22 protein-coding genes are annotated in these 22,764 nt (G+C 65.2%); 9 read left to right on the top strand and 13 right to left on the bottom strand.

Annotated features, from left to right (window positions below; translation table 11 throughout):
* Nucleotides 1–22: 22 nt before the first annotated feature.
* Nucleotides 23–1,327, bottom strand: coding sequence for a sugar ABC transporter substrate-binding protein (locus tag VNW74_RS16340; RefSeq protein WP_325678587.1), 1,305 nt, complete (start codon nt 1,325–1,327; stop codon nt 23–25).
* An 85-nt stretch (nt 1,328–1,412) separates the two neighbouring features.
* Entirely contained in the window at nt 1,413–2,294 is an 882-nt protein-coding gene (locus VNW74_RS16335; protein ID WP_325678585.1) for a sigma-70 family RNA polymerase sigma factor, read from the bottom strand.
* An 80-nt stretch (nt 2,295–2,374) separates the two neighbouring features.
* On the opposite strand from VNW74_RS16335, the gene VNW74_RS16330 reads away from it, so the two are divergent.
* Nucleotides 2,375–2,719 carry a DoxX family protein gene (locus tag VNW74_RS16330; RefSeq protein ID WP_325678583.1) on the top strand — a complete coding sequence of 115 codons (345 nt, stop codon included), beginning with the start codon at nt 2,375–2,377 and terminating at the stop codon, nt 2,717–2,719.
* 136 nt (nt 2,720–2,855) lie between these two features.
* Nucleotides 2,856–3,740, top strand: a complete 885-nt coding sequence (locus VNW74_RS16325) for a cyclopropane mycolic acid synthase family methyltransferase (RefSeq protein ID WP_325678581.1) — start codon at nt 2,856–2,858, stop codon at nt 3,738–3,740.
* A 10-nt stretch (nt 3,741–3,750) separates the two neighbouring features.
* On the opposite strand, the gene VNW74_RS16320 is transcribed toward VNW74_RS16325, so the two are convergent.
* Genes VNW74_RS16320 through VNW74_RS16305 form a run of 4 tightly spaced genes read right to left on the bottom strand, consistent with a single transcriptional unit; the run spans nt 3,751 to nt 5,600 of the window.
* The gene (locus VNW74_RS16320) at nt 3,751–4,548 is read right to left on the bottom strand and encodes a nuclear transport factor 2 family protein (RefSeq protein WP_325678579.1); all 798 of its coding nucleotides are present in this window, start codon (nt 4,546–4,548) and stop codon (nt 3,751–3,753) included.
* Nucleotides 4,545–5,105 carry a nicotinamidase gene (locus tag VNW74_RS16315; protein ID WP_325678577.1) on the bottom strand — a complete coding sequence of 187 codons (561 nt, stop codon included), beginning with the start codon at nt 5,103–5,105 and terminating at the stop codon, nt 4,545–4,547. Before VNW74_RS16315 ends, VNW74_RS16320 begins: the two co-directional genes overlap by 4 nt.
* A gap of 32 nt (nt 5,106–5,137) precedes the next feature.
* Nucleotides 5,138–5,371, bottom strand: a complete 234-nt coding sequence (locus VNW74_RS16310) for a hypothetical protein (RefSeq protein WP_325678575.1) — start codon at nt 5,369–5,371, stop codon at nt 5,138–5,140.
* Nucleotides 5,358–5,600, bottom strand: coding sequence for a DUF6400 family protein (locus VNW74_RS16305; protein ID WP_325678574.1), 243 nt, complete (start codon nt 5,598–5,600; stop codon nt 5,358–5,360). Before VNW74_RS16305 ends, VNW74_RS16310 begins: the two co-directional genes overlap by 14 nt.
* A 296-nt stretch (nt 5,601–5,896) precedes the next feature.
* On the opposite strand from VNW74_RS16305, the gene VNW74_RS16300 reads away from it, so the two are divergent.
* Genes VNW74_RS16300 through VNW74_RS16290 form a run of 3 tightly spaced genes read left to right on the top strand, consistent with a single transcriptional unit; the run spans nt 5,897 to nt 8,956 of the window.
* A complete protein-coding gene (locus tag VNW74_RS16300; RefSeq protein WP_325678630.1) occupies nt 5,897–7,168 on the top strand; it encodes a glycosyltransferase family 4 protein in 1,272 nt (423 codons plus the stop codon).
* The gene (locus VNW74_RS16295) at nt 7,162–7,893 is read left to right on the top strand and encodes a class I SAM-dependent methyltransferase (protein ID WP_325678572.1); all 732 of its coding nucleotides are present in this window, start codon (nt 7,162–7,164) and stop codon (nt 7,891–7,893) included. Before VNW74_RS16300 ends, VNW74_RS16295 begins: the two co-directional genes overlap by 7 nt.
* Nucleotides 7,880–8,956 carry a prenyltransferase gene (locus tag VNW74_RS16290; protein ID WP_325678569.1) on the top strand — a complete coding sequence of 359 codons (1,077 nt, stop codon included), beginning with the start codon at nt 7,880–7,882 and terminating at the stop codon, nt 8,954–8,956. The genes VNW74_RS16295 and VNW74_RS16290 overlap by 14 nt, the downstream gene beginning before the upstream one ends.
* A gap of 17 nt (nt 8,957–8,973) precedes the next feature.
* Here the strand turns inward: VNW74_RS16290 and VNW74_RS16285 are convergent, their stop codons facing one another.
* Nucleotides 8,974–9,681, bottom strand: coding sequence for a class I SAM-dependent methyltransferase (locus VNW74_RS16285; RefSeq protein ID WP_325678628.1), 708 nt, complete (start codon nt 9,679–9,681; stop codon nt 8,974–8,976).
* Between the two features lie 48 nt (nt 9,682–9,729).
* On the opposite strand from VNW74_RS16285, the gene VNW74_RS16280 reads away from it, so the two are divergent.
* The 3 genes from VNW74_RS16280 to VNW74_RS16270 are packed head-to-tail and all read left to right on the top strand — an operon-like array spanning nt 9,730 to nt 11,862.
* Nucleotides 9,730–10,359 (top strand): TetR/AcrR family transcriptional regulator, encoded by a 630-nt coding sequence (locus VNW74_RS16280; protein ID WP_414686699.1) that lies wholly within the window; start codon nt 9,730–9,732, stop codon nt 10,357–10,359.
* Between the two features lie 48 nt (nt 10,360–10,407).
* A complete protein-coding gene (locus VNW74_RS16275) occupies nt 10,408–10,923 on the top strand; it encodes a DUF6328 family protein (protein WP_325678567.1) in 516 nt (171 codons plus the stop codon).
* Nucleotides 10,924–10,977: 54 nt separating this feature from the next.
* Nucleotides 10,978–11,862: a DoxX family membrane protein gene (locus tag VNW74_RS16270; protein ID WP_325678565.1), complete on the top strand. Its 885-nt coding sequence runs from the start codon at nt 10,978–10,980 to the stop codon at nt 11,860–11,862.
* Here the strand turns inward: VNW74_RS16270 and VNW74_RS16265 are convergent.
* Entirely contained in the window at nt 11,840–12,229 is a 390-nt protein-coding gene (locus tag VNW74_RS16265; RefSeq protein ID WP_325678563.1) for a DUF2784 domain-containing protein, read from the bottom strand. The genes VNW74_RS16270 and VNW74_RS16265 overlap by 23 nt on opposite strands.
* A gap of 347 nt (nt 12,230–12,576) precedes the next feature.
* Here VNW74_RS16265 and VNW74_RS16260 point away from each other — a divergent pair, with 347 nt between their 5' ends.
* Nucleotides 12,577–13,074 carry an RDD family protein gene (locus tag VNW74_RS16260; protein ID WP_325678561.1) on the top strand — a complete coding sequence of 166 codons (498 nt, stop codon included), beginning with the start codon at nt 12,577–12,579 and terminating at the stop codon, nt 13,072–13,074.
* On the opposite strand, the gene VNW74_RS16255 is transcribed toward VNW74_RS16260, so the two are convergent.
* The 5 genes from VNW74_RS16255 to VNW74_RS16235 form a co-directional block, all read right to left on the bottom strand.
* Nucleotides 13,064–13,534, bottom strand: coding sequence for a gluconokinase (locus VNW74_RS16255; protein ID WP_325678559.1), 471 nt, complete (start codon nt 13,532–13,534; stop codon nt 13,064–13,066). The genes VNW74_RS16260 and VNW74_RS16255 overlap by 11 nt on opposite strands.
* 31 nt (nt 13,535–13,565) lie before the next feature.
* The gene (locus VNW74_RS16250) at nt 13,566–15,569 is read right to left on the bottom strand and encodes a DUF7065 domain-containing protein (RefSeq protein ID WP_325678557.1); all 2,004 of its coding nucleotides are present in this window, start codon (nt 15,567–15,569) and stop codon (nt 13,566–13,568) included.
* Nucleotides 15,570–15,596: 27 nt separating this feature from the next.
* Nucleotides 15,597–17,102 (bottom strand): carboxylesterase/lipase family protein, encoded by a 1,506-nt coding sequence (locus tag VNW74_RS16245; protein WP_325678556.1) that lies wholly within the window; start codon nt 17,100–17,102, stop codon nt 15,597–15,599.
* A gap of 69 nt (nt 17,103–17,171) precedes the next feature.
* Nucleotides 17,172–19,817, bottom strand: coding sequence for a PEP-utilizing enzyme (locus tag VNW74_RS16240; RefSeq protein ID WP_325678554.1), 2,646 nt, complete (start codon nt 19,815–19,817; stop codon nt 17,172–17,174).
* Nucleotides 19,818–19,841: 24 nt separating this feature from the next.
* Nucleotides 19,842–22,764 (bottom strand): SDR family NAD(P)-dependent oxidoreductase (locus VNW74_RS16235; RefSeq protein WP_325678552.1); only part of this gene is annotated, 2,923 nt, incomplete at its 5' end.

Here is a 22,764-nt window from a genome sequence, read left to right as displayed (position 1 = left end):
GCGCCAGATTCATCGATCGGGGTCATTGGTTACGAAGCACCTCGTCGACCGCGTGTGACAATCCGCCCGCCAACGATGTCGCCGGCCGTGAGCCACGCAGAACGGAGCCGATGTTGCGGTCCATCAAAGCGACGACCTTTGGCCACTCCGGGGTGACAGGCATACCCTCGGAATGGGCAGGCCCGCCCGTCAGCACGGCGAGATTGCCGATCCTGCTGTGCGCCTTGGCGAATCCGGCCGACTCGATCGCGGACCGCAGCGCCGGAACGAACAGTCCCGTCTCACCAATCACTTCCTGTCCGACCGGGCCGGTGGCGAACTTCACGAACTCCCATGCCTGCTGCTTGCGGCGACTGCTCGCAGCGATCGCGAGCCCCGTTGTGCCGATGTTGGAGCGGGCGGCGCGCCCCTTCGGACCGGTCGGCAGCACGGTTACATCGAAATCGAGGCCTTTGGCCCGGTCAACCGTTTGATATCGCCAATGTCCGCCTTGCGCCATCGCGGCCTGGCCCGAGGAGAACAGATCCATCGTGGACATCGACTGCGTCTCCGATGCGGTGGGAGCGACCTTGTGTTTGTTGGCCAGGTCGGCGTAGAACTGGACCCCTTCCAGGAACGCGGCGTTGTCGAAATTGAAATGCGTCGGGTTCATCCGGGGGCTCGACCATGGAACTCCGTTGTTCATGCCGAATAAGCCGGCGGAGTACGACGCGACCCAGCTGTCGACGTATCCCCATTGGCTGACTCTCCCCGATCGGCCGCGTTTGGTGAGCGCTTTGGCAGCGTCGAGGAACTCACCGAAACTCCATGGCTGTTCCCATCGCCCGGGCGGCGGGCGCACCCCCGCGTCGTCGAACAACTGCTTGTTGTAGAACAAGAAGTTTCCGGACCACTGCTCGGGGAAGGCATACTGCCCGCCGTCGAACGTGAACGTCTCGTATAGCGGTGAGATGCTGTTAGTCCTCAACTCGGCCGCGAAAGCCTTATCGTGGGCCAACAGCGTGTTGAGGTCCATCAACACACCCCGTTGGGCCAATCCCGCGTAGGTCAAGTCCCAGGCCATCAGCACGTCGGGACATTTCCCGCCCGCGCAATAGATCGACATGTGCTGCAGGGGGTCCGGTCCGGACAACAGCGCCCGAACCTTGATGTCGGGATGCCTGCGCTGAAAGGCGTCGACAACCCGCAGCCGGGCATCCGCTTCTTCGGGGTTGGCGGCGAAGAAGAACGTCAGCGCATCGTCGTCAGAACCACAGCCGGTGGGCCACAGTGCCAGTGACGCAGCGCCAAGCGCGCCGGCGGCCCGTAACAGCGTCCGCCGACTCATGGACTTATCGCAGATGAGGCTGTTCTTCGTGGCGTATCTCCGGCTAGTGAGCGTTGGGGGTTCTTTCGTAGTGTTCCTGGTGTCGTCACGGTGGCAGCGTGAGGACCGCGCTTTTCAATCGATCGGCATCGCCGACGATGTCGACGGTGTGTATGCGGCCGTCGTCAATGCCGATCTGCAGCAACGCCTCCACGTGGCCCGTCGGCGCGATGGCAATACCCGGGACGCCGTTGACGAGCACTACGACTCCGGCCCGTGCGCGCAGCGCGAACCGTCGGGTTTCCTCGGCGACCTTCTTGGCGCCGCGAAGCTCGGTCGGCACATCGTCTGGCACCAGCTCGCGGTCCACCCTGCGCACCACGTCGGGAGCCAGCAGATCCAGCAGCATCCGAATATCACCACCGCGCGACGCGTCGAGGAATGCTTCGACGATTTTGAGGTGTTCAGTGGTCCGCGCGGGTTCCGCAGATCCACCGGCGTGGAGCCGACGGCGGGCCCGGCTTGCCAGCTTCTTGGCGGCCTCCGGCGATCGACTCAACAACTCGCCGATCCTGTCGAAGGGCAGCGCGAAGACGTCGTGCAGGACAAAGGCGACACGTTGTGCCGGCGACAGCCGGTCGAGGACCACCAGCAGTGCCTGGCTGACCGAATCGGTGAGCAGGGCATCTTCGTCCGCACCCGCGGGTGTGGCCACAGCGGCGGGTGCGCGCTGATCGAGGCCGGCGAGCGGCTGCTCGGCTCGCCGTTTGCGAGCCCGTAACTGGTCGACGGCCTCGCGCGCGGTGATCGTCGTGAACCAGGCCGTCAGGTTCTCGATCATGTCGTGATCCGCGTGACTGGCTTTCAGCCAGGCGGACTGCACCGCGTCCTCGGCGTCAGCCACCGAGCCGAGCAAGTGGAACGCCACCGACTTGAGGTGCCGCCGATCGCTGTCGAACCGCCGGGCGAGATCTTCGATCGTTCTCATGGTCACCTTTTCCAGGCGAAAACCGTCAAGGAGATGACCACGTCCGACGAACGCTTCCGGTAAAGAAGGAGACCAACGTCATGAGCCTATACGTTGTCATCACCGTGATCACCGCGGTCATCACCGCAGCAGTTGGGATAGCTGACTTCATCCCGGCCGGCTTCGTGCTGGCGAACTCGGCCAAGGTGCACGTGCCGCGTTCGTGGCTACCGATGCTGGGCACCCTGAAACTCGCCGGAGCTCTCGGGCTTCTGGTCGGTCTTGGCTTGCCGGTGATCGGGATCGCAGCCGCCACCGGCCTGGTGTTGTATTTCATCGGCGCGGTGATCGCACATCTCCGGGCGCGTGTTTGGTACAACATCGCCTTCCCGGGCGCCTATTTAGGGTTTTCGGCGGCGTCACTGGTGCTGCTGGCCGGAAAGTAGCGGATGCGGCGGATTTTGTTGCAACGCCTGTTCAAGTCGGCGAATATGACGCCGCGCGCCTTCGCCGAGATGACCTGAGACGTTGGACTATGGTCAAATATCGCTGAGCAATGTCGATAGAAAGGGGGCAATTGCGATGGGTGATGGCAACGGCGGCTCGGCAGCGATGCGGCCCCTTTTCGAGGAAGTTCAGGCGCACTACGACCTCTCCGATGATTTCTTCGGTGTCTTCCAGGATCCGTCGCGGACGTACAGCTGCGCGTTCTATCAGCGCGACGACATGACGCTTGAAGAAGCGCAGATAGCCAAGATCGATCTCGCGCTGGGCAAGCTCGACCTGCAACCCGGCATGACCCTGCTCGACGTAGGTTGCGGTTGGGGCGCGTTGATGAAACGCGGGATCGAGAACTACGACGTCAACGTCATCGGCCTGACGCTCAGCAAGAACCAGGCCGTCTATTGCCAGCGCCTCTTCGAAGACATCGACACCGATCGTTCGCGCAAAGTGTTCCTGCGCGGCTGGGAGCAATTCGACGAGCCCGTCGACCGCATCGTCAGCATCGAGGCGTTCGAGGCGTTCCCGAAGGAGCGGTACGCCGCATTTTTCGAGACGGTGTTTCGCTCGCTGCCCAGCGGCGGCCGGATGGTATTGCAGACGATCTGCGGTCATCCCTTGAAGCGCTGGCCGGAGATGGGCATACCGATCACCATCACCGACATGAAGTTCATGCGGTTCATCGCCAAGGAGATCTTCCCGGGCGGTGGGGTGCCGAGCGACGAAGACATCGTCAATTTGTCCGCGAGCGCAGGGTTGTCGGTCACCGACACTCAATACTTGGACGAGCACTACGTCCGGACTCTCGACACGTGGGCACTCGAATTGCAGGCCCATCGCGACGAGGCTGTCGCCGCGACGTCGGTCGAGGTGTACGAGCGCTACATGCGCTATTTGACCGGGTGCTCGGACTTTTTCCGGCGCGGCATCAGCCAAGTGGGCCAGTTCACCGTTACGAAGGCATAGCCCGGTTCGGTCAGCCCGGAAAGTAGCGGATCCGACGGATTTCATTGCGGCGCCGGGCAACGTCGGCGAACATGACGCCGCGTCCCTGCGTCGACGTGATCGAAGCGGCGACGGTGGAGCCCGCGGCGATGAGCTTGGGCGCGCGGGCGCCGGGGCACAGCGCCACAAGGCCTGCGATGTCTGCGACCTCGTCGTCGCCGAAAGTCATCGTGGCATCGGGTGAGAGCGCTCGCTGCGCGGCAAGCCGATCTCCGCTGCCAACCGCGTTCACGAAGCTGTCCACCAACTGCTTGCGGCGGGAGCCCACGCGACGAAAGCCGGCCGCGAAACCGGCAGTGCCGCGCAACCGCTGATTGCGGATGAGCCCTTGCGACAGTTGAACGGTGGCCGGCACGGCGGATGCACCGTTACGCAGAAACTGCAGCATCATGCTTGGCAGCTCCCAGTAAGCGCGAAGCATCGCGATCATCCATTCACCATTGACCTCGCGCAGGTCGTATCGAAGAAACGCCGGGATGGTCATGGTGACCGCCGAACCCATCACCACCTCGAGATCAAGATCGCGGACGACGGTCGGGCCGCGGACGACGTCGAGATCACGATGAAAGGCAATGTCACGCGGCCCGATAAAGGTGTCGTAGAAGCGGCCGATCTCCGCCGGCCCCACGTGCGGCCATGAGCCCACCGGGTCTTCGATACGACCGTCCGCCGTGAACAGCCCCACCCAACCCGCGCGGTCATGCGCCGCCGCCGCCTCGGGCGATCGTTCCACCGCCGCCAGCAGCGCCGACTCCGCTCGGCCGGTCACGCGCTGGGCACTATCGCGACACCCGAGGCTTGCAAGGCTTTGATCGCCGCGGCGGTGGACTCCTCCCCCACGCCTGCTGTCAGATCCAGCAGCACCCGAGTGGCCAAGCCCGCCTGCGCGGCGTCCTCCGCGGTCCGACGCACACAGTGGTCGGTGGCGATGCCCACCAGGTCAACCTGGTCCACATGGTGTTCGGCCAGCCAATCGGCCAGCGGCGTGCCGGACTCGTCGACTCCGCCAAAACCGCTGTAACCCGCGTCGTAGGCGCCCTTGCGAAAGACGGCGTCGAACCGGTCGGTCTCGAGATCGGGATGGAATTGTGCGCCGGTGCTGCCGGCCAGGCAATGCGGCGGCCAGGACGACGAGTAATCCGGCCGGTCGGAGAAATGAGCACCAGGATCGATGTGGAAATCCTGGGTGGCCACCACGTGGCCATAGTCGGCGCCGGCAGTCAGATAATCACTGATTGCGCCCGCCAGGGCGGCGCCGCCGGTCACGGGCAGCGCGCCGCCCTCGCAAAAGTCGTTCTGTACGTCGACGACGATCAACGCGCGCATGACACCCACCGTATCGCCGGTGGGTGCGAACCTTATGCGGCGTGGTGCTGGCCGAGACGCGCTGCGGTGGTGTCCAGTGACCACAGGTGCGCGCAGGTTGGGCACTGCAGATGCACAACCGCCGCACTGTTGCTCAGCAGGTATTGCCAATGGGTATGGCAATTGCGGCCGCTGCGGCAATCGCCACACGCGGCGCCGTGATCACAGCTCGGGCAGGCCAGCCAGGCGCGACGGCTCTTGTCGGCGTCCGGGTCAATCGGAAGCATGATCCGCCACCCGCTCCGGCAACACCCCTGCGCTGACCAGGTTGTCGTAGACACGCTGCTGGTCGGCATCCAGATTCGAGTAGAGCATGGCGTATGCCTGCTCCTCTTCGGCCAGCGCGCGAATCGGATCCCAGTCCGCACCGATGGCCTCCAGCACGGCGGTGCGCCGCCGCACTTCGTCGAGGGTCAGGTCGTAGGCGAATTCCAGGCCAGTTGAGTTGTCGGGCATCGGCCACTCCAGCTGCTTCAGACTACAGTTGGGAGGTTAGGCTGCCCTAACATGGGCGATTTCCGCAATGACGTGCGTCACAAATCGCGGTTGATCTGCGTCACAGCCCAGCGCCCGAGTCAGCGCAGCCGTTCGCGTCGGTAGGATCGGCACAATCAACGTCAAGCCGGTGTGCGTTGCATCACCTAGATAGTCAAACTATAGTCCAGACACGTGTCCAGGCAGTTCGCTGACGTCCCGTTCGAACGCCTTCCCGTGACACCTGTCGGCACCACCAGACCGGAATGGGCGTGACTATGCGGATTGCGCTGCTGTCCTATCGCAGCAAGCCGCACTGCGGCGGCCAAGGGGTTTACGTCCGCCACCTCAGCCGCGGCCTCGTCGAACTGGGACACCACGTCGAGGTGTTCTCTGGCCAGCCCTACCCCGAAGGTCTCGACCCCCGGGTGGTGCTGACCGAGGTACCCAGCCTCGACATGTATCGGGAACCCGACCCCTTCCGCATCCCGCACCCCCGTGAAATCCGCGACCGCATCGATCTGCGCGAACTGGCCGCCGTATGGACCGCGGGCTTCCCGGAGCCGCGGACCTTCAGTCTGCGTGCCGCCCGCCTGCTCGCCGGACGGCGGCGCGATTTCGACGTGGTGCACGACAATCAGAGCCTGGGCGTAGGCCTGCTCAAAATCGCGGCGACCGGCCTGCCGGTGGTCGCGACCGTTCACCATCCGATCACACGTGACCGGGTACTGGACCTCGCTGCGGCACGATGGTGGCGGAAACCGCTGGTACGCAGGTGGTATGGCTTTTTGGAGATGCAAGAACGGGTTGCCCGCAGCATTCCGGATTTGCTGACCGTCTCGTCGTCATCGGCCACCGACATCACCGCGGACTTCGGCGTCCACCCAGACCAGCTTCACGTGGTGCCGCTGGGTGTCGACACAGATTTGTTCGCACCATCGACGCAGCCGCGAGTTCCTGGTCGCATCATCGCGATCGCCAGCGCCGACCGGCCGCTCAAGGGCGTCGGGCATCTGTTGCAAGCGGTGGCCAAGCTCCGGACCGAACATGACCTGGAGCTGCAGCTTGTGGCCAAGCTCGAACCCAATGGTCCCACCGAAAAGCTGATCGCCGAACTCGGCATCTCCGATATCGTCCACATCTCCAGCGGACTCTCCGACGCCGCGTTGGCGCAATTGTTTGCCTCCGCTGAAATCGCCTGTATCCCTTCGCTTTACGAAGGATTTTCACTTCCCGCAGTCGAGGCGATGGCCAGCGGCACACCAATTGTCGCCAGCCGTGCCGGCGCACTACCCGAGGTGCTCGGACCCGACGACGAGTGCGCCAGGCTGGTGCGGCCGGGCGACGTCGCCGAGCTGATCCGGGTGTTGGCCGAGCTGCTGGTCTCCCCCGACCAATTACACCGACTCGGCATCGCCGGTCGCCGTCGGGCCGTCGAGGTATACAGCTGGGAATCGGTCGCCGCCCAGACCGCCCAGGTCTACGAGCGCGCGATCAGCCGGCAGCCGTCGGTTCGGGATTCGGCACAAATAGTGGGCGAGCCGTGCTGACGGTCGACTTCGACCACCTCGGTATCGATCAGGGCACCAAGGTCATCGACGTGGGATGCGGAGCGGGCCGGCACAGCTTCGAGGCTTATCGCCGGGGTGCCGATGTGGTCGCGTTCGATCAGGACGCGACCGAGCTGGCAGGCGTCGACACCATGTTTCGCGCCATGGCCGATTCTGGTGAGGTGCCGCCTGCAGCTCGAGCCGAGACCGTCGTCGGTGACGCGCTGGCATTGCCCTACCCCGATCGAACCTTCGATTGCGTGATCGCTTCGGAGATCTTGGAGCACGTCCCTGCCGACACCAAGGCAATCGACGAGCTGATTCGCGTGCTCAAGGTCGGCGGCAGGCTGGCCGTCACGGTACCCAGATGGTTACCCGAACGACTGTGCTGGCTACTCTCCGACGACTACCACACCAACGAGGGCGGCCACATCCGCATCTATCGGGCAAACCGGCTGCGCGCCAACATCGCCGGGCGCGGAATGACCTTTACTCACGCCCATCACGCACATGCTTTGCACGCGCCATTTTGGTGGCTGAAATGCTTAGTGGGCGTGAACAATTCAGAGCATCCCGCGGTCGTCGCCTATCACAAGATGTTGGTCTGGGACATGATGCAGCGGCCCCGGTTTACCCGGCTGGCCGAATCAACACTCAACCCGCTGATCGGCAAAAGTGTCGCGTTGTATTTCGAGAAACCGGTACCGGCCGTTGAACTGGTATAGGGCACCGGGCGTCGCTGGCGTCTTCTCCGCCGCACAATGCCGACAGACGGCGGAATCGATTGCCGCGTTGCAAGAGCCATCCGGGGCGATCCCGTGGTCGGATGGTGGGCACACCGATCCTTGGGACCATGTGGAATGCGCGATGGCACTCACCGCTGCGGGCCTCATTGACCCGGCACGGCATGCTTTCGACTGGTGTCGGCGCCAGCAGCGTGCGGATGGCTCCTGGCCGATCCAACTTCGCGCCGGAGTCATCGAGGATGCCAACAGCGACAGCAACTTCTGCGCTTATGTCGCGGTCGGAGTCTGGCACCACGTACTGATCACCGGTGATCAATCCTTTGCCGTCGTGATGTGGCCGACGGTGCGGGCCGCAATCGACTTCGTCCTGGAGTTGCAGCTCGAAGGCGGCGAAATTTGTTGGGCGCGTGGTCCTTCAGGACCGGTCACGGAGGCGCTGCTGACCGGGTGCGCCAGTATCTTCCACAGCATTCGCTGTGCGCTGGCCCTGGCCAGTTATGTCGAGGAGCCGCAACCGGAATGGGAGCTCGCGCTCGGCCGGCTGGGTCATGCGATCACTGCACACCCGTCGGCGTTCACCGAGAAGCCGCACCACTCGATGGACTGGTACTACCCGATCCTCGGTGGTGCGCTTCGTGGTCACGCCGCGATCGGCCGAATCGCTGACCGGTGGGGCGATTTCGTCGTCGACGGCCTGGGCATCCGGTGCGTCGACGACCGCCCGTGGGTGACCGGCGCGGAGACATGCGAGTTGGTGCTGGCACTCGATGCCATGGGCAATCGGCAGGCGGCGCTGCGGCAGTTTGCGGCCATGCAGCACTTGCGCGAGGACGACGGCTCCTATTGGACCGGATTGGTGTTCAGCGACGGAAAGCGCTGGCCCGTCGAGCGAACAACCTGGACCGGCGCCGCCGCGATTCTCGCCGCCGACGCGCTGTCGTGCACTACCGCCGGCAACGGCATCTTCCGTGGCACCGATCTGCCGCGCGGGCTGGAAGGCGATTACGATTGCGAGTGTGTGGCCAGCCCGTCGGACCGCTAGAGCTGATTGCCGGCTCCTCAGCGGGCGTCTTGGCCCGCATCGTCGCCGGCCGCAACGACCCCGGCCTCTCCGGATACCCGCTCCAGCTGGCGCATTGACCCGGTGACGGATCGCTCCACGAACGCGCCGCTTTGCACGGCGCGGCAATAGATCTGATAGGGCGCCTGGCCGCCGTCACGCGGGTCGGGGAAGACGTCGTGGATGATCAGTGCGCCTCCCGGACTCACCCATTTTGCCCATCCGTCGAAGTCTTGATGGGCCGCGGCTTCGCTGTGGCCACCGTCGATGAACAACAACTGCAACGGCGTACGCCAACCGCTGGCCACCACGGTCGATTTGCCCACCACCGCCACGACGTTATCGTCGAGGCCGGCGTCGTCGAGCGTGCGCCGCAAGGCCGGCAAGGTGTCGAAGCGTCCGGTGGCTTCATCGACCAGCGATGTGTCGTGGTACTCCCACCCAGGCTGGTGTTCTTCGGAACCGTGGTGATGGTCGACGGTGTACAGAACGCTGCCGCGGGCAAGCGCCGCCGCCCCCAACAGCACGGTGGACTTGCCGCAATACGTGCCAATCTCTACGCCCACACCGTGATCGAAGTAGCTCAGCGCCGCGTCATACAGCGCCCTGCCCTCGTCGGCGGGCATGAATCCGGTGACCCGATCGGCCAGTTCGAATAGATGACTGGTCCGCTCGTCGGCAGCCGTAGGATCCGGGGAGAACGTCATCACGTGAACCGTAACAGCCGCCGCGTTAGGCAGTTCCGCGCACAGCACATGCAGGGTTGCCGCACACACCACGTTGTAGTAGTGTCCGGACACGTGTCCAACCCGGTGGCTCGGGAATCGACCAGACGGCGGTTGACTGCCAAGCAAGCCGACACCGTTGACCGGCTGGGCCGTGCCGCGATGGAAGTACTTAGCCGAGAAGGCTTCTCCGGCTTGACGATTCGGATGGTCGCCGCCGAGGCTGGCGTCGGCGCAGCGACAGCGTACACCTACTTCTCCTCGAAGGAACACCTCGTTGCCGAGGTTTTCTGGCGGCGGTTGGCATCCAGCCCGATTCCCGCAACCGATTCGCCGGACCCGACCGTCCGCGTGATCGCGGTCCTGCGCCACATCGCCCTGTTGGTGGCCGATGAGCCCGAACTCGCCGGCGCGGTGACCAACGCGTTGCTGGGTAGGGATCCTGAGGTCGAGCATCTTCGGCTGCGCATTGGCCGCGAAATCCATGAACGTCTGGTCACGGCCCTGAGCCCGGACCGTGCTCCCGATATCGTCGAATCGCTGGAGCTCCTTTACGCGGGAGCCCTGGTCCGCGCGGGTATGGGGTATGCCTCCTATAGGCAGATCGCCGACCGGCTCGAAGCCTCGGCGCGACTGCTGTTAGCGCGGCCGATGCAATAATTGGCGGTCACAAGGCCCCGGGGGCTGTCGGCTGGCATGATCACGCCCATGGACGCCGTCGATCACCCTGAACGCGACCAAGGCTGGGATACCGCGGCGCGCTCCGAGACCGAAGCCCAACGATTAGACCGCAACTGGATCAGCCTGCTGCAAGAGTTGCGTGTGGTTCAGACCGGTGTCCAACTGCTGACCGGCTTCTTGTTGACGCTGCCGTTCCAGCAGCGGTTTGACGTGCTGGACACGACGATGCGGGTGGTCTATTTAATTACGGTTGGGTCGTCGATCGGCAGCACGGTGCTGTTGGAAGCTCCAGTCGGAATGCACCGCTTGTTGTTTCGTCGGCATCGCATCCAGTTCTTGGTCTCCGCAGCGGATCGGTTCGCTTACGCCGGGCTATTGCTGATGGGTGTGGCTCTTACCGGGGTAACCGTGGTCATTTTCGGCACGGTGGCCGGCGCGACGGCAGGCGCCATTGCCGGGGTTTGCGCGGTGACGGCTCAGCTCTTTTTCTGGGTGGCGTTTCCGCTCTGGGTGCGCCGTTCAGCACCACCACCGACCCAGTGACCGCCGGTTTGCAGGCCCGGTTTGCACTCCTGTCAACCCGGGAACACAGCTGTCATGTTGATCCGCAGAATCGCTCGTCCTTTGTTGTCCGCGGCATTCATCGGCCAGGGTGTCGAGACATTGCGAAACCCCAAGGTCACCGCCGATGCGGCGGAGCCCACCATGGCGGCGCTACGGACCCTGCCAGAACCTATCGGCGGCAAGATTCCGTCGAATCCCGAAACCGCGGCACGGATAAACGCCGCTGTCCAAGTCGGGGGTGGCCTCTTGCTCGCCACCGGAAGGTTGCCGCGGATCGCCTCAGCGGCGCTGGCTTTCACCGTGGTACCGGGCAGCCTTGGCGCACACCTGTTTTGGAATGAGGACGACCCGGAACGTAAAGCGCAGAAACGTCGCGATCTACTCACCGACCTGAGCTTGCTGGGCGGGCTGATCATTGCGTCGGCTGACACAGCCGGCAAGCCGTCATTGGGATGGCGTGGCCGTCAAGCGGCAGGCCGGATCTCGGAGGCGGTCTCCCATGCACTGCCGCTGGACGGGTCCGACGGCTCCGTGCTCGACTCTGAGTTCGCGGAAAGAATCGCACACGGCCTGCAGGTGGGAGCCGAGCGCGGCCGCGAACTGGCCGGCACGGCCGTGGAAAAGAGCGAACCGCTGGTCGAGGCCGCCCGCAAACGCGGCGTCGAACTCGCCAGCACCGCCGGCGAAAAGAGCGCACCCTACGTGGACGCCGCACGCAAGCGGGCACGCAAACGCGGGACTCAGCTGGCGGACACGGTGCGGGAACGCGGCACTGAGCTGGCCGAGACCGCGCGGGAACGGGGTACCGAACTGGCCGAAACGGCCCGCGAACGGGGTACCGAACTGGCCGAAACGGCCCGCGAACGCGGTACCGAACTGGCCGAACGCGGACGGGTCAAAGCTCGTCGCTGGCGCTGATTGGTCGCTCGACCGGATGTGTCGCTTCGCCGCGGCGCCAACCACGCCACAGATACAGCGCCCAGGACACTGCTATCAGCGCAAACGCCGCAACCGGCACGATGCCGGCCCAGCCGGCAGGGTAAAGCACGCCAGCGATGTAGTGGGCGATGAAGCCGTCCGGCGGTAGCGGCGCCATCCTGCCTTTCGCCCGGCTCCAACGCTCGAGCCACGTCAACGGACACTCGAGGTGTGCGGTGGTGATCGCGATCCCCCACAGCGCCGCCGGTACGTGCAACCAGATGGTCCGGCGCCAACGCAACGCGACGAACCCGCCGACGATCAGGTAGCAAAGGAAAGCAAAGTGTGCGACAACCGCAAGCGCCACAACGACGTGATACATCGCTAGCTACCGCAACAATGCGATACGAACACAGCGCTTTTCGAGTCGCTCATGACCGTCCAACTGGCGTGTGCCGATGTGGCTCGGCGTAGCCGAGTACGCCACTATCCTAGCTACCAAAGGGATTACCGGTTCCTGGCACCGGACTTTTCTCGCTTACCGACCCGGGCCCAGCCACATCTGACATGCCTCGGACGATACGGGACAGGTCGTCGTGTTCGACCACTAAAGCTCCGGCTGCGCGGCGCGGGTAAATCCCTGGGTGCGACGCAGGCTCTTTGCCTTCGGGGCGGAGTAGATTGGCACCACCGACGTGGTCAGGAGCGAATCCCATGACATCAGCTGACTTCGATCCCAACTCGCCCCAGTACGGCTACCCGCCGGCCGGTTCGCCGCAATGGTCGCATGCCCAGCCCGGAGGGCTCGGTCGGAGATTTTTCGCTCGGGTCATCGACGGCATCCTGGTGAACATCGTGGCCTTTTTTCTGTCGATGTTCCTGTTCGACCAGGATTACTGGTGGCTGGTGACAGGGCTTTTCTCGGGCGTGCTGATGTTCGGGTACTTCGTGCTCTTCGAAGTCACGCAGGGCACCAGCCCGGGCAAAAAGCTCCTCGGCTTGGCGGTGCACGGCCCGGGCGGGGCGCCGAAGCCGGATGCGAAGCAGTCCGCCATCCGCAACTCGTTCACCTTGCTCGCGGTGGTGCCCTACCTCGGCGGTCTGCTGGCGTTCATCGCCTACATCATTATCGCGGTGACGATCAGCGGCAGCCCCACCAAGCAGGGCAAGCACGACGAGCTGGCCGGTGGCACCCAGGTCGTCAAGAACTGAGGTATGCCAACAATCTCTCGACGATGCTGTCGACGCTCGGCCCGACGTCACAAGCGACGCCATGCTCGTCGGGCGCCAGCGGTTCCAACGCGTCGAACTGTGATTTCACCAATGCCGCCGGCATGAAGTGGCCTGGCCTGCCGGCCTGCCGGCGAGCGATCAGTTCCGGTGAACCCGTCAAATGCAAGAACTCGATCCCGGGGCAATGTGAGCGCAATCGGTCGCGGTATTTGCGCTTGAGCGCCGAGCAGCTCATCACGCCGCCGTCCTCATGGTCCGCCAGCCACCGCCCGACCGCTTCCAGCCACGGATAGCGGTCGTCGTCGGTGAGCGGCTTGCCCGCGGCCATCTTGGCAATGTTGGCTTCCGGGTGGAAGTCGTCGGCGTCGGCAAATGGCACTCCGAGGCGCTGTGCTAATGCGGCACCCACCGTCGATTTGCCCGACCCTGAGACGCCCATAACCACGATCGCGCCTGACCGGCAAGGGTTTTCAGCGCAGATTTCGGTTCCACTCCAGCCAGCCGACGCCGCGGCGCCCGTCGGCGGTGCTGACAGTGGCCCACACCCGGGGAAATTCGCTTATCCGCCCGTCGGCGGCGACCAGGCGCAGCGGTGCGTGTCCGTGCACGTCGACGGTCGCGGTGATGCCACCGGGATCGACCGCTAGCGTTGCGGTGGCTGGTAATCCGTCGGCGTCGAATGTTTGACGGGCCGTGATGGTTTGCAGCTCAGTGACCGTGCCGCCGCGGTCTTGGACATAGCCGATACCGATCGCCGGGACGCCTGGAATCCGGATGTCCACCGCGTGCACGTGTGTCCCATCGTCGAGGTGCAGCGCGCTCCAAATCCAGTCCATACCCCACCAATCCCGGACCCCCCACGAATGGTCGCGTTGGCCGGGTACCGAGTCGATGGTGTATCGACGTCCATCGACGGTGACGGTTCCCGAGACGGTGCACGGTATCTCGTAGCGCGTGGTCAGCCGATACTGGTACGGCGTGCCGTCAGTGCTCCACACCAGATCAATCGCCACGTCGAGCGGCGCTCCCTGTTCTCCCCGCAACAGCGCGGCCGGGTCGAGGAAGGACTCGCCGCGCCCGCGCAGGCCGATGCGATAGCTTTGCAGTGGATCGCCGACGGAGTGCGTGAAATCGACGGCGCCCGTTTGCAGCGCCCACGGATCGGCGGGCAACGGGACCTCGAAGTCGACGACTGCGACGGTGGGCAGCTCGGGGCCGCACAGCAAGGCGTGCAGCCACGCCGTCTGCTGGTTAGGGATCAGGCCGATGCGGACCCAGCCACCGAATCCCTTTGCGGTATCGGCGAAGTCGGCGTACCAGCTCTCGCTCCACAGCGGCTCGTCGGTCGCGTTATGGGCCGACTCGTCGTCTTGCGACGGACGCAACGGCTCCGCGACCGTCGGGGCGGTCAGTGTCGCCAGCGCGTCAACGTCGAGCACGTGCTCACAATGCCGTTGCAGCATCGTCATGAACATCGCGTCACCCCGTTCGGTGCGCTCCACCAGCATCGACGAGACGATGGCCATCATCACCCCGAAGAAGCTCTGCCTGCGCACGCCCTCGCGGACATCGGCGAGGCTGATCATCGCGTCCGGCCCAAGGGCTGCATGGTAGGCCTGCAGCAGCTCGTCGTAATGCGTACGCCGCTCCGCCACCGGGAGGGCGCAACCGAGAAAGTAGGCCAGGTCGGTCATCGCGGGGCCCCATGTGACCGTCTGCCAATCGACCACCGTCAGCGCGCGATCGGCACCGACGGCGCCGAACAGCATGTTGTCCAACCGATAGTCGCCGTGCACCAGGCCCTGGATGCGACCTTCGCCGGCCTCCTCGGCCAGGTAGGCGTCGAATCCGCCGACCAACCGTTCGCACACCATGCGGTGCTGCGGTGCGATCCGGTCGCCGTAGCGATCGACGAAGGCGGCGTGCAGAGCCGTGATCAGCCCCTGGTTGACCGGCGTATCGCGGTGTAACCACGGCGCGTCAGCGAGCGTGGTGTCGCCGAGCAGCGGTCCCTGCAGCCGGGCCAGTTCGGTGACGGCCAGCCTGGCCTGTGCGACTGTGGCACCGCGGATTTCATCGCCGACGACCGCCGGATTCGCATCGCCTAGCAGGACATCGAAGATGCCGGCCCCCGCGTCGAAAGCGGCGTGATAGCAGGGCGCAACCGGTCCACGCAGGCGCGGGGCGATATCGCGGTAGAAGGAAACCTCACGCTCGTAAAGGCCCAGACTCCCGCCGGTTTGCCGGCTCATCGGGTCGGTGGCCGCGACCTTCAGCACCACGGAGTCCGGTCCGCCGCTGCCGGACCCGCGATCGGCGTAGGTCAGCTGAACCCGGTAGCACTCGCTCATCTGGCCCGTGCCGATACGTTCGACGCGGAATTCGGTGATAGTCCCGGCGCCGATCGCCGCGGTCAGCCAGTCGGCGGTGAGGTCGGCGGGGCGCTCGACGACATTGTCGGTGTGCGGTGTCATGGCTCGTCCACGAAACCACATTGGCCGTCATCGCGCCAGAGTGAAGCCCTCCCACGCCATCCGGCGCTGCGGGTGCGGATCGAATTCGAGATGTGACTTGCGGTCGAAGACCATCACCGCGCGGTCGGTATCGGTGTAGGCCGGCCAGTCGTCACCGGGCACCCCGCCACGGCTGAATAACCGCCAACGCCTTTGCACTTCGTTGGTGACCCGCAAGGCAGATCGGCGATCCGCGGCGGCGCTCAGCATCGCCCCCAACCTGGTGCGATAGATCCCGAAAACCGCTAGCAGTTCGGTGGCGTGCGTGGCGCCCAGCCCTGACCAGCGCAGCACCCGCGGTGCGTAGTCGTATCGGTACAGGTAGGTGGGCGCGTGTCTGCCGTGGGCTTCTCCGATCTCCCAAGCAGCCGAGCTGAAGGCGAAGTCGCCGCCGAGCCGCACGCACGCAGACCGTTCGGGATAATCCGGGTAAGCGGCGGTAATGCGCTCCCGCGCAGCCGGTTCCACCTCAGCCAGTAGCGCTTCGACCATCGGCTCCGTGGTCGGCAACAGCGGCAAAAAGCGGGTGAACAAGCGTCCCTCGTCGGCATTGGTCCCTACGATCAGCGGCACCCGGTGCGCCTTACCGCGCCGCATCGCCTCAACGGGGTCCAATGGCAGAACGTCGTCACCGGAAACCGGGCCGATCGGAAAGGCGCCCAGCATGTCTCGCACGCCCTGGTCGATCAGGCGATTTTGTGCCGCCACCAAATCGGCGGGAGAAGCCTGCATCAACGCGTGGGCCGCATCCTGCTTACGGACGCCCAGCAACGTCGCGAATCGTCCGGCGAACTCTGCCGCGACCTCGCGCGAACGCATCATCCCAGTCGCCGGGCTTTCCGAAATAGCCTGGGCAAAAAGGCCTTCTGCCTCCGGCACCGCCAACAACGTAGCGACTGCGTGCGCGCCGGCGCTTTCGCCGAACACCGTGACGTTGTCTGGATCACCGCCGAACGCCGCGATGTTCTGCTGAACCCAGCGCAACGCCGACACCAGATCGCGCAAGAACAGATTGCTTTCGAGGGTGACGTCCGCCGTCGACAGCGACGACAAATCCAGACAACCCAGCGCGCCGAGTCGGTAGTTGACCGATACGTAGACACACCCACGGCGGGCCAGGCCCACACCGTCGTATATCGGAGTGGCCGAGCTACCCAGGATGTATCCGCCACCGTGCACGAAGACCATGACGGGCAACGATTCACTTTCCGGCGCTTCTGGGGTGACCACGTTGAGGGTGAGGCAGTCCTCGCCCATCGGTTGGTACTTCCCGACGCCGACGATCGTGTAGCGCCGTTCTTGCGGCGCGCACTTGGTGAAGCCGTGGCAATAACGCACACCCCGCCACGGCTGAGCAGGCTGCGGCGCCCGAAAGCGCAGCGCACCAACGGGCGGCCGGCCGTACGGGATGGATCGCCAGCGGTGCACGCCGTCGCGAGTAAAGCCTTCGACGACGCCGGAGGCCGTGGTCACCCGGACGGTGTGCTCGTGCATAACCTGACGGTAGCGAACCTGAGCGAATCACGCTGGGCAGGTGCACAGAATCGCGTCGTAGCGTTCCCGTTAGACGTTTCGGCCCTGATCGATCGCCCGCGCCGCCGAGGCGTCTCCACGGGCGAGTTCGAGCACCCGGATCTCGCCGCTGTCGCCGTCGACCTCGACGAGTGCACCCGGTGGGAGCCGTCCCGTGGCGTCCTCAGCATCCACGACACACGGGATACCGAATTCGCGTGCTACCACGGCGGCATGCGACATGGGTCCGCCGAGCTCCGTCACCACCGCGGCCGCGTAGGAGAAGGCGGCGGTATAGCCGACATCGGTGGCCTCAGCGACCAAGACCTCTCCGGGTTGCAGGTCGTCGATGGTTTCGGGCCTGATGATCCGCACCCGGCCGCGGACTCGTCCGCAACAGACGCCGACGCCGGTCAGGGTGTCACCCGGGGCGAGGACGGTCGCCAGGGCGGCAGCGGCTTGCCAACTGCCACTGAAGACCGCGGGTGGGACCAAGCCGGCCAGCCTGCGTTGTTCTGCTCGACGGCGCGCGACCAGTCCGGAAGCGTCGGCGGGCAGCGCATCGAGCTCGTCGACCAACAGATAGAACACGTCGTCGGCGGCGCCGAAAACACTCGAGTTCACCAGTCGGCGTCCCAGCTCACGGAGCAGGTTGCGCAGCAACCAGATTGCCCGGACCATTCGGTCGCGACGGACTTCGCGGTCGCGAAGCAGGTGCGCCGCAAGGCGCGCCACCGGCCGCGCCTGTAGCGGGATGACCGGACGATGCGTCTCCGGCCGGGTCGGAATGTTCAGCGATTTGGCCACCATGCGGATCAGCAACTCGGGGTCGTCGGCGTAGCTGGCGGAGCGCATCTCGACTTCGGCGGGGCCGCGGTGCCCCATCACTTTCAGCTCGCCAAGCACCGCCGCGTGGAATTCCGGGGCCTGGGTGGACAACTCGTCGAGATGATCGCCGGAGGCGGTCAGAATCCGACTCACGTTGGGGTCGCGTTGCGCCGCTTCCGCCAATCGGTACACGGCGTTCAGCGGGTGTGCGCTGGCCAGCTCCTGACCGAGCGGTAGCACTATGTCACGTCCGCTCAGGCCGCGCAGGACCACACTGAGAGCGGCGAACGACATGAACGACCCCGACGCCAGCACCCAACCGTGGACAACGTGATCCCGCGCCAGCAAGATCAGACTGTGCAGTCGCCCGTCGGCAAGCTGCGAAAGATCCTCAGCAGCAAGATCTTCCAAGCGGTCGATGTCGTCGACGAAGTCGCGGGTGTCTCGGGCCGCGCCGGTGGCCAGGCCCGCCAGATTGACCGCGAACACCCCGAGGTTGCGAATGGTACGCAATGGCCGCATCGCCAGGCCGGATTCGCGCGGCAGAGGTTGCTCACCGTAGATCGGCATCGCGGCCACACTCGGGCCGAAGAACTGACTCTGCTGAATCACCGTCGCAGGCTTCACGAACGGCGCGGCTTCGGCCATGAAGTGCGCGGTGGTGATGGCCCCGTACAGGCGGTGTGCGAAGACACCGATCATTCGGGTTGCGATTTCGCGTTGGATCACACCGCCGGGCCGCAGCCGTGCGGCGATGATCGCGCCGGCTGTCCGCAGCCCCAGCACGGTCACCGACGCCGATGACGGCGAGAACGGTCCGGGCAGCGCCTCCGACAAATTGGTGGCGAGGTAGGTCGGGAAGCGTGGGTCGATCGGCGTGTCGAACTCACCGTTGCCGCCGTGCGGACCAGCCAAGACCGGCATAACTCCGTCAGCGGCCGGAGCGTCGACCGCTGGGACGTCGTGAACGTGAGTCAGCCGCCAGGGCAGCGACGTCGACCACTTGCCGACGCTGACCCGGCCACGCACCGCCAACGCGACGTCTTCGACACACTCCTGGGCGTTCCAGGCCGGCGTGAAGTTCCATTTGTTGTGCAGCAGGGCAGTATCCATCGATGGGACGTTCAGTAAGCGACACAGTTCGGCTGGGCCCAGCCGTCGAAGCAGCCGGCCCGCAGGCACCATCGGTCTACCGAGTACACCGGCTATCTCACCCAAAGTCGGATTCCCTTGCGCAGCAACGTTCACCGGCCCACTGCCGATGCCGCTATCGAGGATCGCGCGGAGGAAAACCCGGTGCACGTCGTCTTCGTGCACGACCTGGATCCTGCGACCGGCGGACCCGTCGATGTCGGGAAAAACCGCGGCAGCCAACACCGTGCGCACCCAGTTGTCGACACCTCGGCCGAGGATGGCCGCCGACCGGATCGCCACCCATTCCGCTCCTGAAGCGGCCAGCATCTCCTCGACACCGGCTTTGTCGCGTCCTTCTGCCGAAACCGGGTTCAGCCGGTCGGATTCCGACCGCGGCGGTGTGTCGCCGTGATCTACTCCGTAGACATGCGCCGAGGAGGCGAACACGATTCGACGGGTTCCGCTTTCAGCCATGGCGTCAAGCAGATTGGCGGTCCCGCCGATATTCGTCTGGCTATCGGCCGCCCAGGCACAGTGCACGACGACGTCGGTGCCCGCGACCGCGCGCCTTAGCCCGGCCACATCGCACATATCGCTCTGGACGAAGCCGGCCGCACTTGGCCAGCGTTGGGGTCGGTGACGGGCCAAACCGACGACATCGTGCCCCTGGCTGAGCAGTCGGGCGAACACGCCGCGACCGATCACCCCGCTCGCCCCGGTGACGGCGATTCTCACTGGCTAACCTCAAACCCCATCTGGCTAGTCGTCGTCGTCGAGGAAGGCAGCATTGACCAGATCGTCGAGATCCATTGTTGCGATATCTTCTTCCCTGGTCTCTGCCGCATCGGCTCCCCCCTCGTTCGCCAGGCTCAGCAGCACGTCCAATACTCCGGCCTGCCGAAGGCGCTTGACCGGAATCGACGCCACGACGCGCTGGATCTCCGCCTCCCCAGGTGCAAGCTGCGGCGTCGACTCGGTGGAAGTGCCGACAAGCTCTTGCCGGAAGTAACCGGCCAGTGCTGCGGAGTTCGGGTAGTCGAAGATGAGGGTAGGTGAAAGCGCCAGCCCGGTGGCGGCTTTGAGCCGGTTACGCATCTCAACCGCGGTCAACGAGTCAAAGCCCAGCTCCTGGAACGCCTTGTCCGGGTCGATGGCTTCGGCAGTAGTGTTGCCCAACACGGTCGCGATATGCGAACGCACCAGATCCAGCAGCACCGCCTGCTGGTCATCTTCGGGCAGCCCCTCCAGGCGTTGCAGCAGCGCGGACTTCGACTTGGCGGCGGCCAGCGAATCATCGACCTGTCGCCTCGCCCGGGCGTTGATCAGCTCGACGAACATCGGCGGCAGGGTGCCGGCGTCGTACTTGGCCCGTAGCGCCGTGGTGTCGATGCGGGCGGGCAGCAGGAACGGCTCGTCGACCACCATCGCGGTGTCAAGCAGTTGCATCGCTTCGGCCGAGGACATCGCCACAATCCCGTCACGGGCAAACCGTGCGAAATCGACAGACTCCAGCCCGCCGGTCATATTGCTGGCTTGATCCCACAGGCCCCAGGCCAGCGAAATCGCCGGCAGGCCGTGACCACGCCGATGCACAGCGAGTGCGTCGAGGAAGGAGTTGGCCGCCGCGTAGTTGGCCTGCCCCGACGACCCCACCAACCCGGCCATCGACGAAAACATCACAAACGCCGACACACCCAGATCCCGGGTCAGCTCATGCAGATTCCACGCCGCATCCACCTTGGCCCGCAACACCGCATCCACCCGCTCCGGCGTCAACGACGTCACCACCGCGTCATCGAGAACACCGGCGGCGTGAATCACCCCCGACACCGGGTAGTGCACCGGAATATCGGCAAGCACTTTGGCCAATGCCTCGCGATCAGCGGCATCACAGCCGATCACCGACACTTGCGCACCAGCCGCACTGAGCTCGTCCACCAGCTTCGCGGCCCCCGGCGCTTCGGCGCCGCGTCGGCTCAACAGCATCAACTGGCGCACACCGTGATTGACCACCACATGGCGCGCCAACGCCGAACCTGCCATGCCGGTACCACCGGTGATGACCACGGTGCCCGCAGCCCATGCATCGGGCATCGTCAAGACGACCTTGCCGGTGTGGCGAGCCTGACTCAGATACCGCAACGCCGCCGGCGCCCGCCGCACATCAAACGCCGTCACCGGCAACGGCCGAAGCGCATCGTCGTCGAACAACTTGGCCAGGTCGGTGAGCATTCGCTCGATGTGGTCTCCCCCGGCTTCGAAGAGGTCGAAGGCGCGGTAGCGCACACCGGGGTGTTCTTGGGCGATCACGCCCGGGTCGCGGATGTCGGTCTTGCCCATCTCCAAAAACACCCCGCCGGGGGCGACCAAACGCAGTGAGGCATCCACGAAGTCACCGGCCAACGAATCCAGCACCACATCCATGCCGCGACCACCGGTCACCGTACGGAACTTGTCCTCAAACTCCAGACTGCGCGAATCGGCAATATGATCCTCATCAAAGCCCGTCGCCCGCAACGTGTCCCACTTCCCACGACTGGCAGTGGCGAACACCTCCAACCCCAAATGCCGGGCCAACTGCACCGCAGCCATCCCCACCCCACCGGCCGCAGCATGCACCAACACCCGCTGCCCCGGCCGGACATCCGCCAACGTCGACAGCGCGTAGTACGCCGTCGCGAAGACCACCGGCGCCGTTGCGGCATCGGCGTAGGACCATCCCGTCGGGACTTCCATCAGCAGGCGGGCGTCGGTGGTTGCCACGGTGCCGGTGCCTTCCGGGAAGAGGCCGGTAACCCGATCCCCGACGGCGAAACGGCAATCACCCGAAGCGGTTTCGATGACGATCCCGGAGGCCTCCACGCCCATCACCGCGTCGTCGTCGGGGTAGAGCCCGAGAGCGATCATGACGTCGCGGAAGTTGGCGGCCATCGTGCGAACTGCGACCCTGACCTGGCCGGGCTCCAACGGCGCATCAGCGTTCGGGATCGGTTCCAGCAACAGGTTTTCGAACGTGCCCTTACTGGACATGCCAATCCGCCATGGCTTGTCGCCCGGCGGCGCCAGGAGTGCGTCCACCGCGCGACTGCCGTGCACCCGGGCGTTGTGAACTATTCCACCCCGCACCAGCACCTGCGGCTCACCGGCCGCCAACACTTCTGCGATCGTCGTATCATCAAGGGGCGCATCGGAATCCACCAAAACAATCCGGCCGGGGTGCTCGGTCTGCGCCGAACGTACCAGCCCCCACACGGCGGCACCCGCCAGATCGGTGACGGCCTCCCCCGGCAGCGCAACCGCACCGCCAGTCGCCACGATGAGCATTCCCGCGTCGTGTTCAGCAAGCCAGGACTGCAACGCCGCCAGCGCTTCGTGCGTGCGCCGGTATGTCGCGGCCAGCGGATCCTCTTCGGCGGCCGCGGATTCGAAGACGTCGTGCGACGGTGCTTCGGCATCGGACACCGGCGAAACGGGTGACCAGATCACCTCGAAGATCCGATCCGGCCCCGAGCCGGACACCGCCGCCATCAACTGCTGCTGGGACACCGGACGAGCCACCATCGACGCCACCGACAACACCGGCAACCCCAACCCGTCGGCCAACTCCACCGACACCGACGACGGACCCGACGGCGCAATCCGCGCCCGCACCGCCGACGCCCCCGCCGCATGCAACGACACG

The sequence above is a fragment of the Mycobacterium sp. genome, assembly GCF_035570115.1.
Lineage (GTDB): Bacteria > Actinomycetota > Actinomycetes > Mycobacteriales > Mycobacteriaceae > Mycobacterium.
This window is presented reverse-complemented; position numbering and strand designations above follow the sequence as displayed.

Excerpts from the sequence above, each read along its gene's own strand:
- VNW74_RS16305 (WP_325678574.1), bottom strand. The coding sequence starts at position 5,600 with ATGCCCGACAACTCAACTGGCCTGGAATTCGCCTACGACCTGACCCTC.
- VNW74_RS16270 (WP_325678565.1), top strand. The coding sequence starts at position 10,978 with ATGTTGATCCGCAGAATCGCTCGTCCTTTGTTGTCCGCGGCATTCATC.
- VNW74_RS16255 (WP_325678559.1), bottom strand. The coding sequence starts at position 13,534 with ATGGGCGTCTCAGGGTCGGGCAAATCGACGGTGGGTGCCGCATTAGCA.
- VNW74_RS16340 (WP_325678587.1), bottom strand. The coding sequence starts at position 1,327 with ATGAGTCGGCGGACGCTGTTACGGGCCGCCGGCGCGCTTGGCGCTGCG.
- VNW74_RS16310 (WP_325678575.1), bottom strand. The coding sequence starts at position 5,371 with ATGCTTCCGATTGACCCGGACGCCGACAAGAGCCGTCGCGCCTGGCTG.
- VNW74_RS16315 (WP_325678577.1), bottom strand. The coding sequence starts at position 5,105 with ATGCGCGCGTTGATCGTCGTCGACGTACAGAACGACTTTTGCGAGGGC.
- VNW74_RS16275 (WP_325678567.1), top strand. The coding sequence starts at position 10,408 with ATGGACGCCGTCGATCACCCTGAACGCGACCAAGGCTGGGATACCGCG.
- VNW74_RS16260 (WP_325678561.1), top strand. The coding sequence starts at position 12,577 with ATGACATCAGCTGACTTCGATCCCAACTCGCCCCAGTACGGCTACCCG.
- VNW74_RS16325 (WP_325678581.1), top strand. The coding sequence starts at position 2,856 with ATGGGTGATGGCAACGGCGGCTCGGCAGCGATGCGGCCCCTTTTCGAG.
- VNW74_RS16335 (WP_325678585.1), bottom strand. The coding sequence starts at position 2,294 with ATGAGAACGATCGAAGATCTCGCCCGGCGGTTCGACAGCGATCGGCGG.
- VNW74_RS16280 (WP_414686699.1), top strand. The coding sequence starts at position 9,730 with ATGCAGGGTTGCCGCACACACCACGTTGTAGTAGTGTCCGGACACGTG.
- VNW74_RS16285 (WP_325678628.1), bottom strand. The coding sequence starts at position 9,681 with ATGACGTTCTCCCCGGATCCTACGGCTGCCGACGAGCGGACCAGTCAT.
- VNW74_RS16330 (WP_325678583.1), top strand. The coding sequence starts at position 2,375 with ATGAGCCTATACGTTGTCATCACCGTGATCACCGCGGTCATCACCGCA.
- VNW74_RS16245 (WP_325678556.1), bottom strand. The coding sequence starts at position 17,102 with ATGCACGAGCACACCGTCCGGGTGACCACGGCCTCCGGCGTCGTCGAA.
- VNW74_RS16300 (WP_325678630.1), top strand. The coding sequence starts at position 5,897 with ATGCGGATTGCGCTGCTGTCCTATCGCAGCAAGCCGCACTGCGGCGGC.
- VNW74_RS16250 (WP_325678557.1), bottom strand. The coding sequence starts at position 15,569 with ATGACACCGCACACCGACAATGTCGTCGAGCGCCCCGCCGACCTCACC.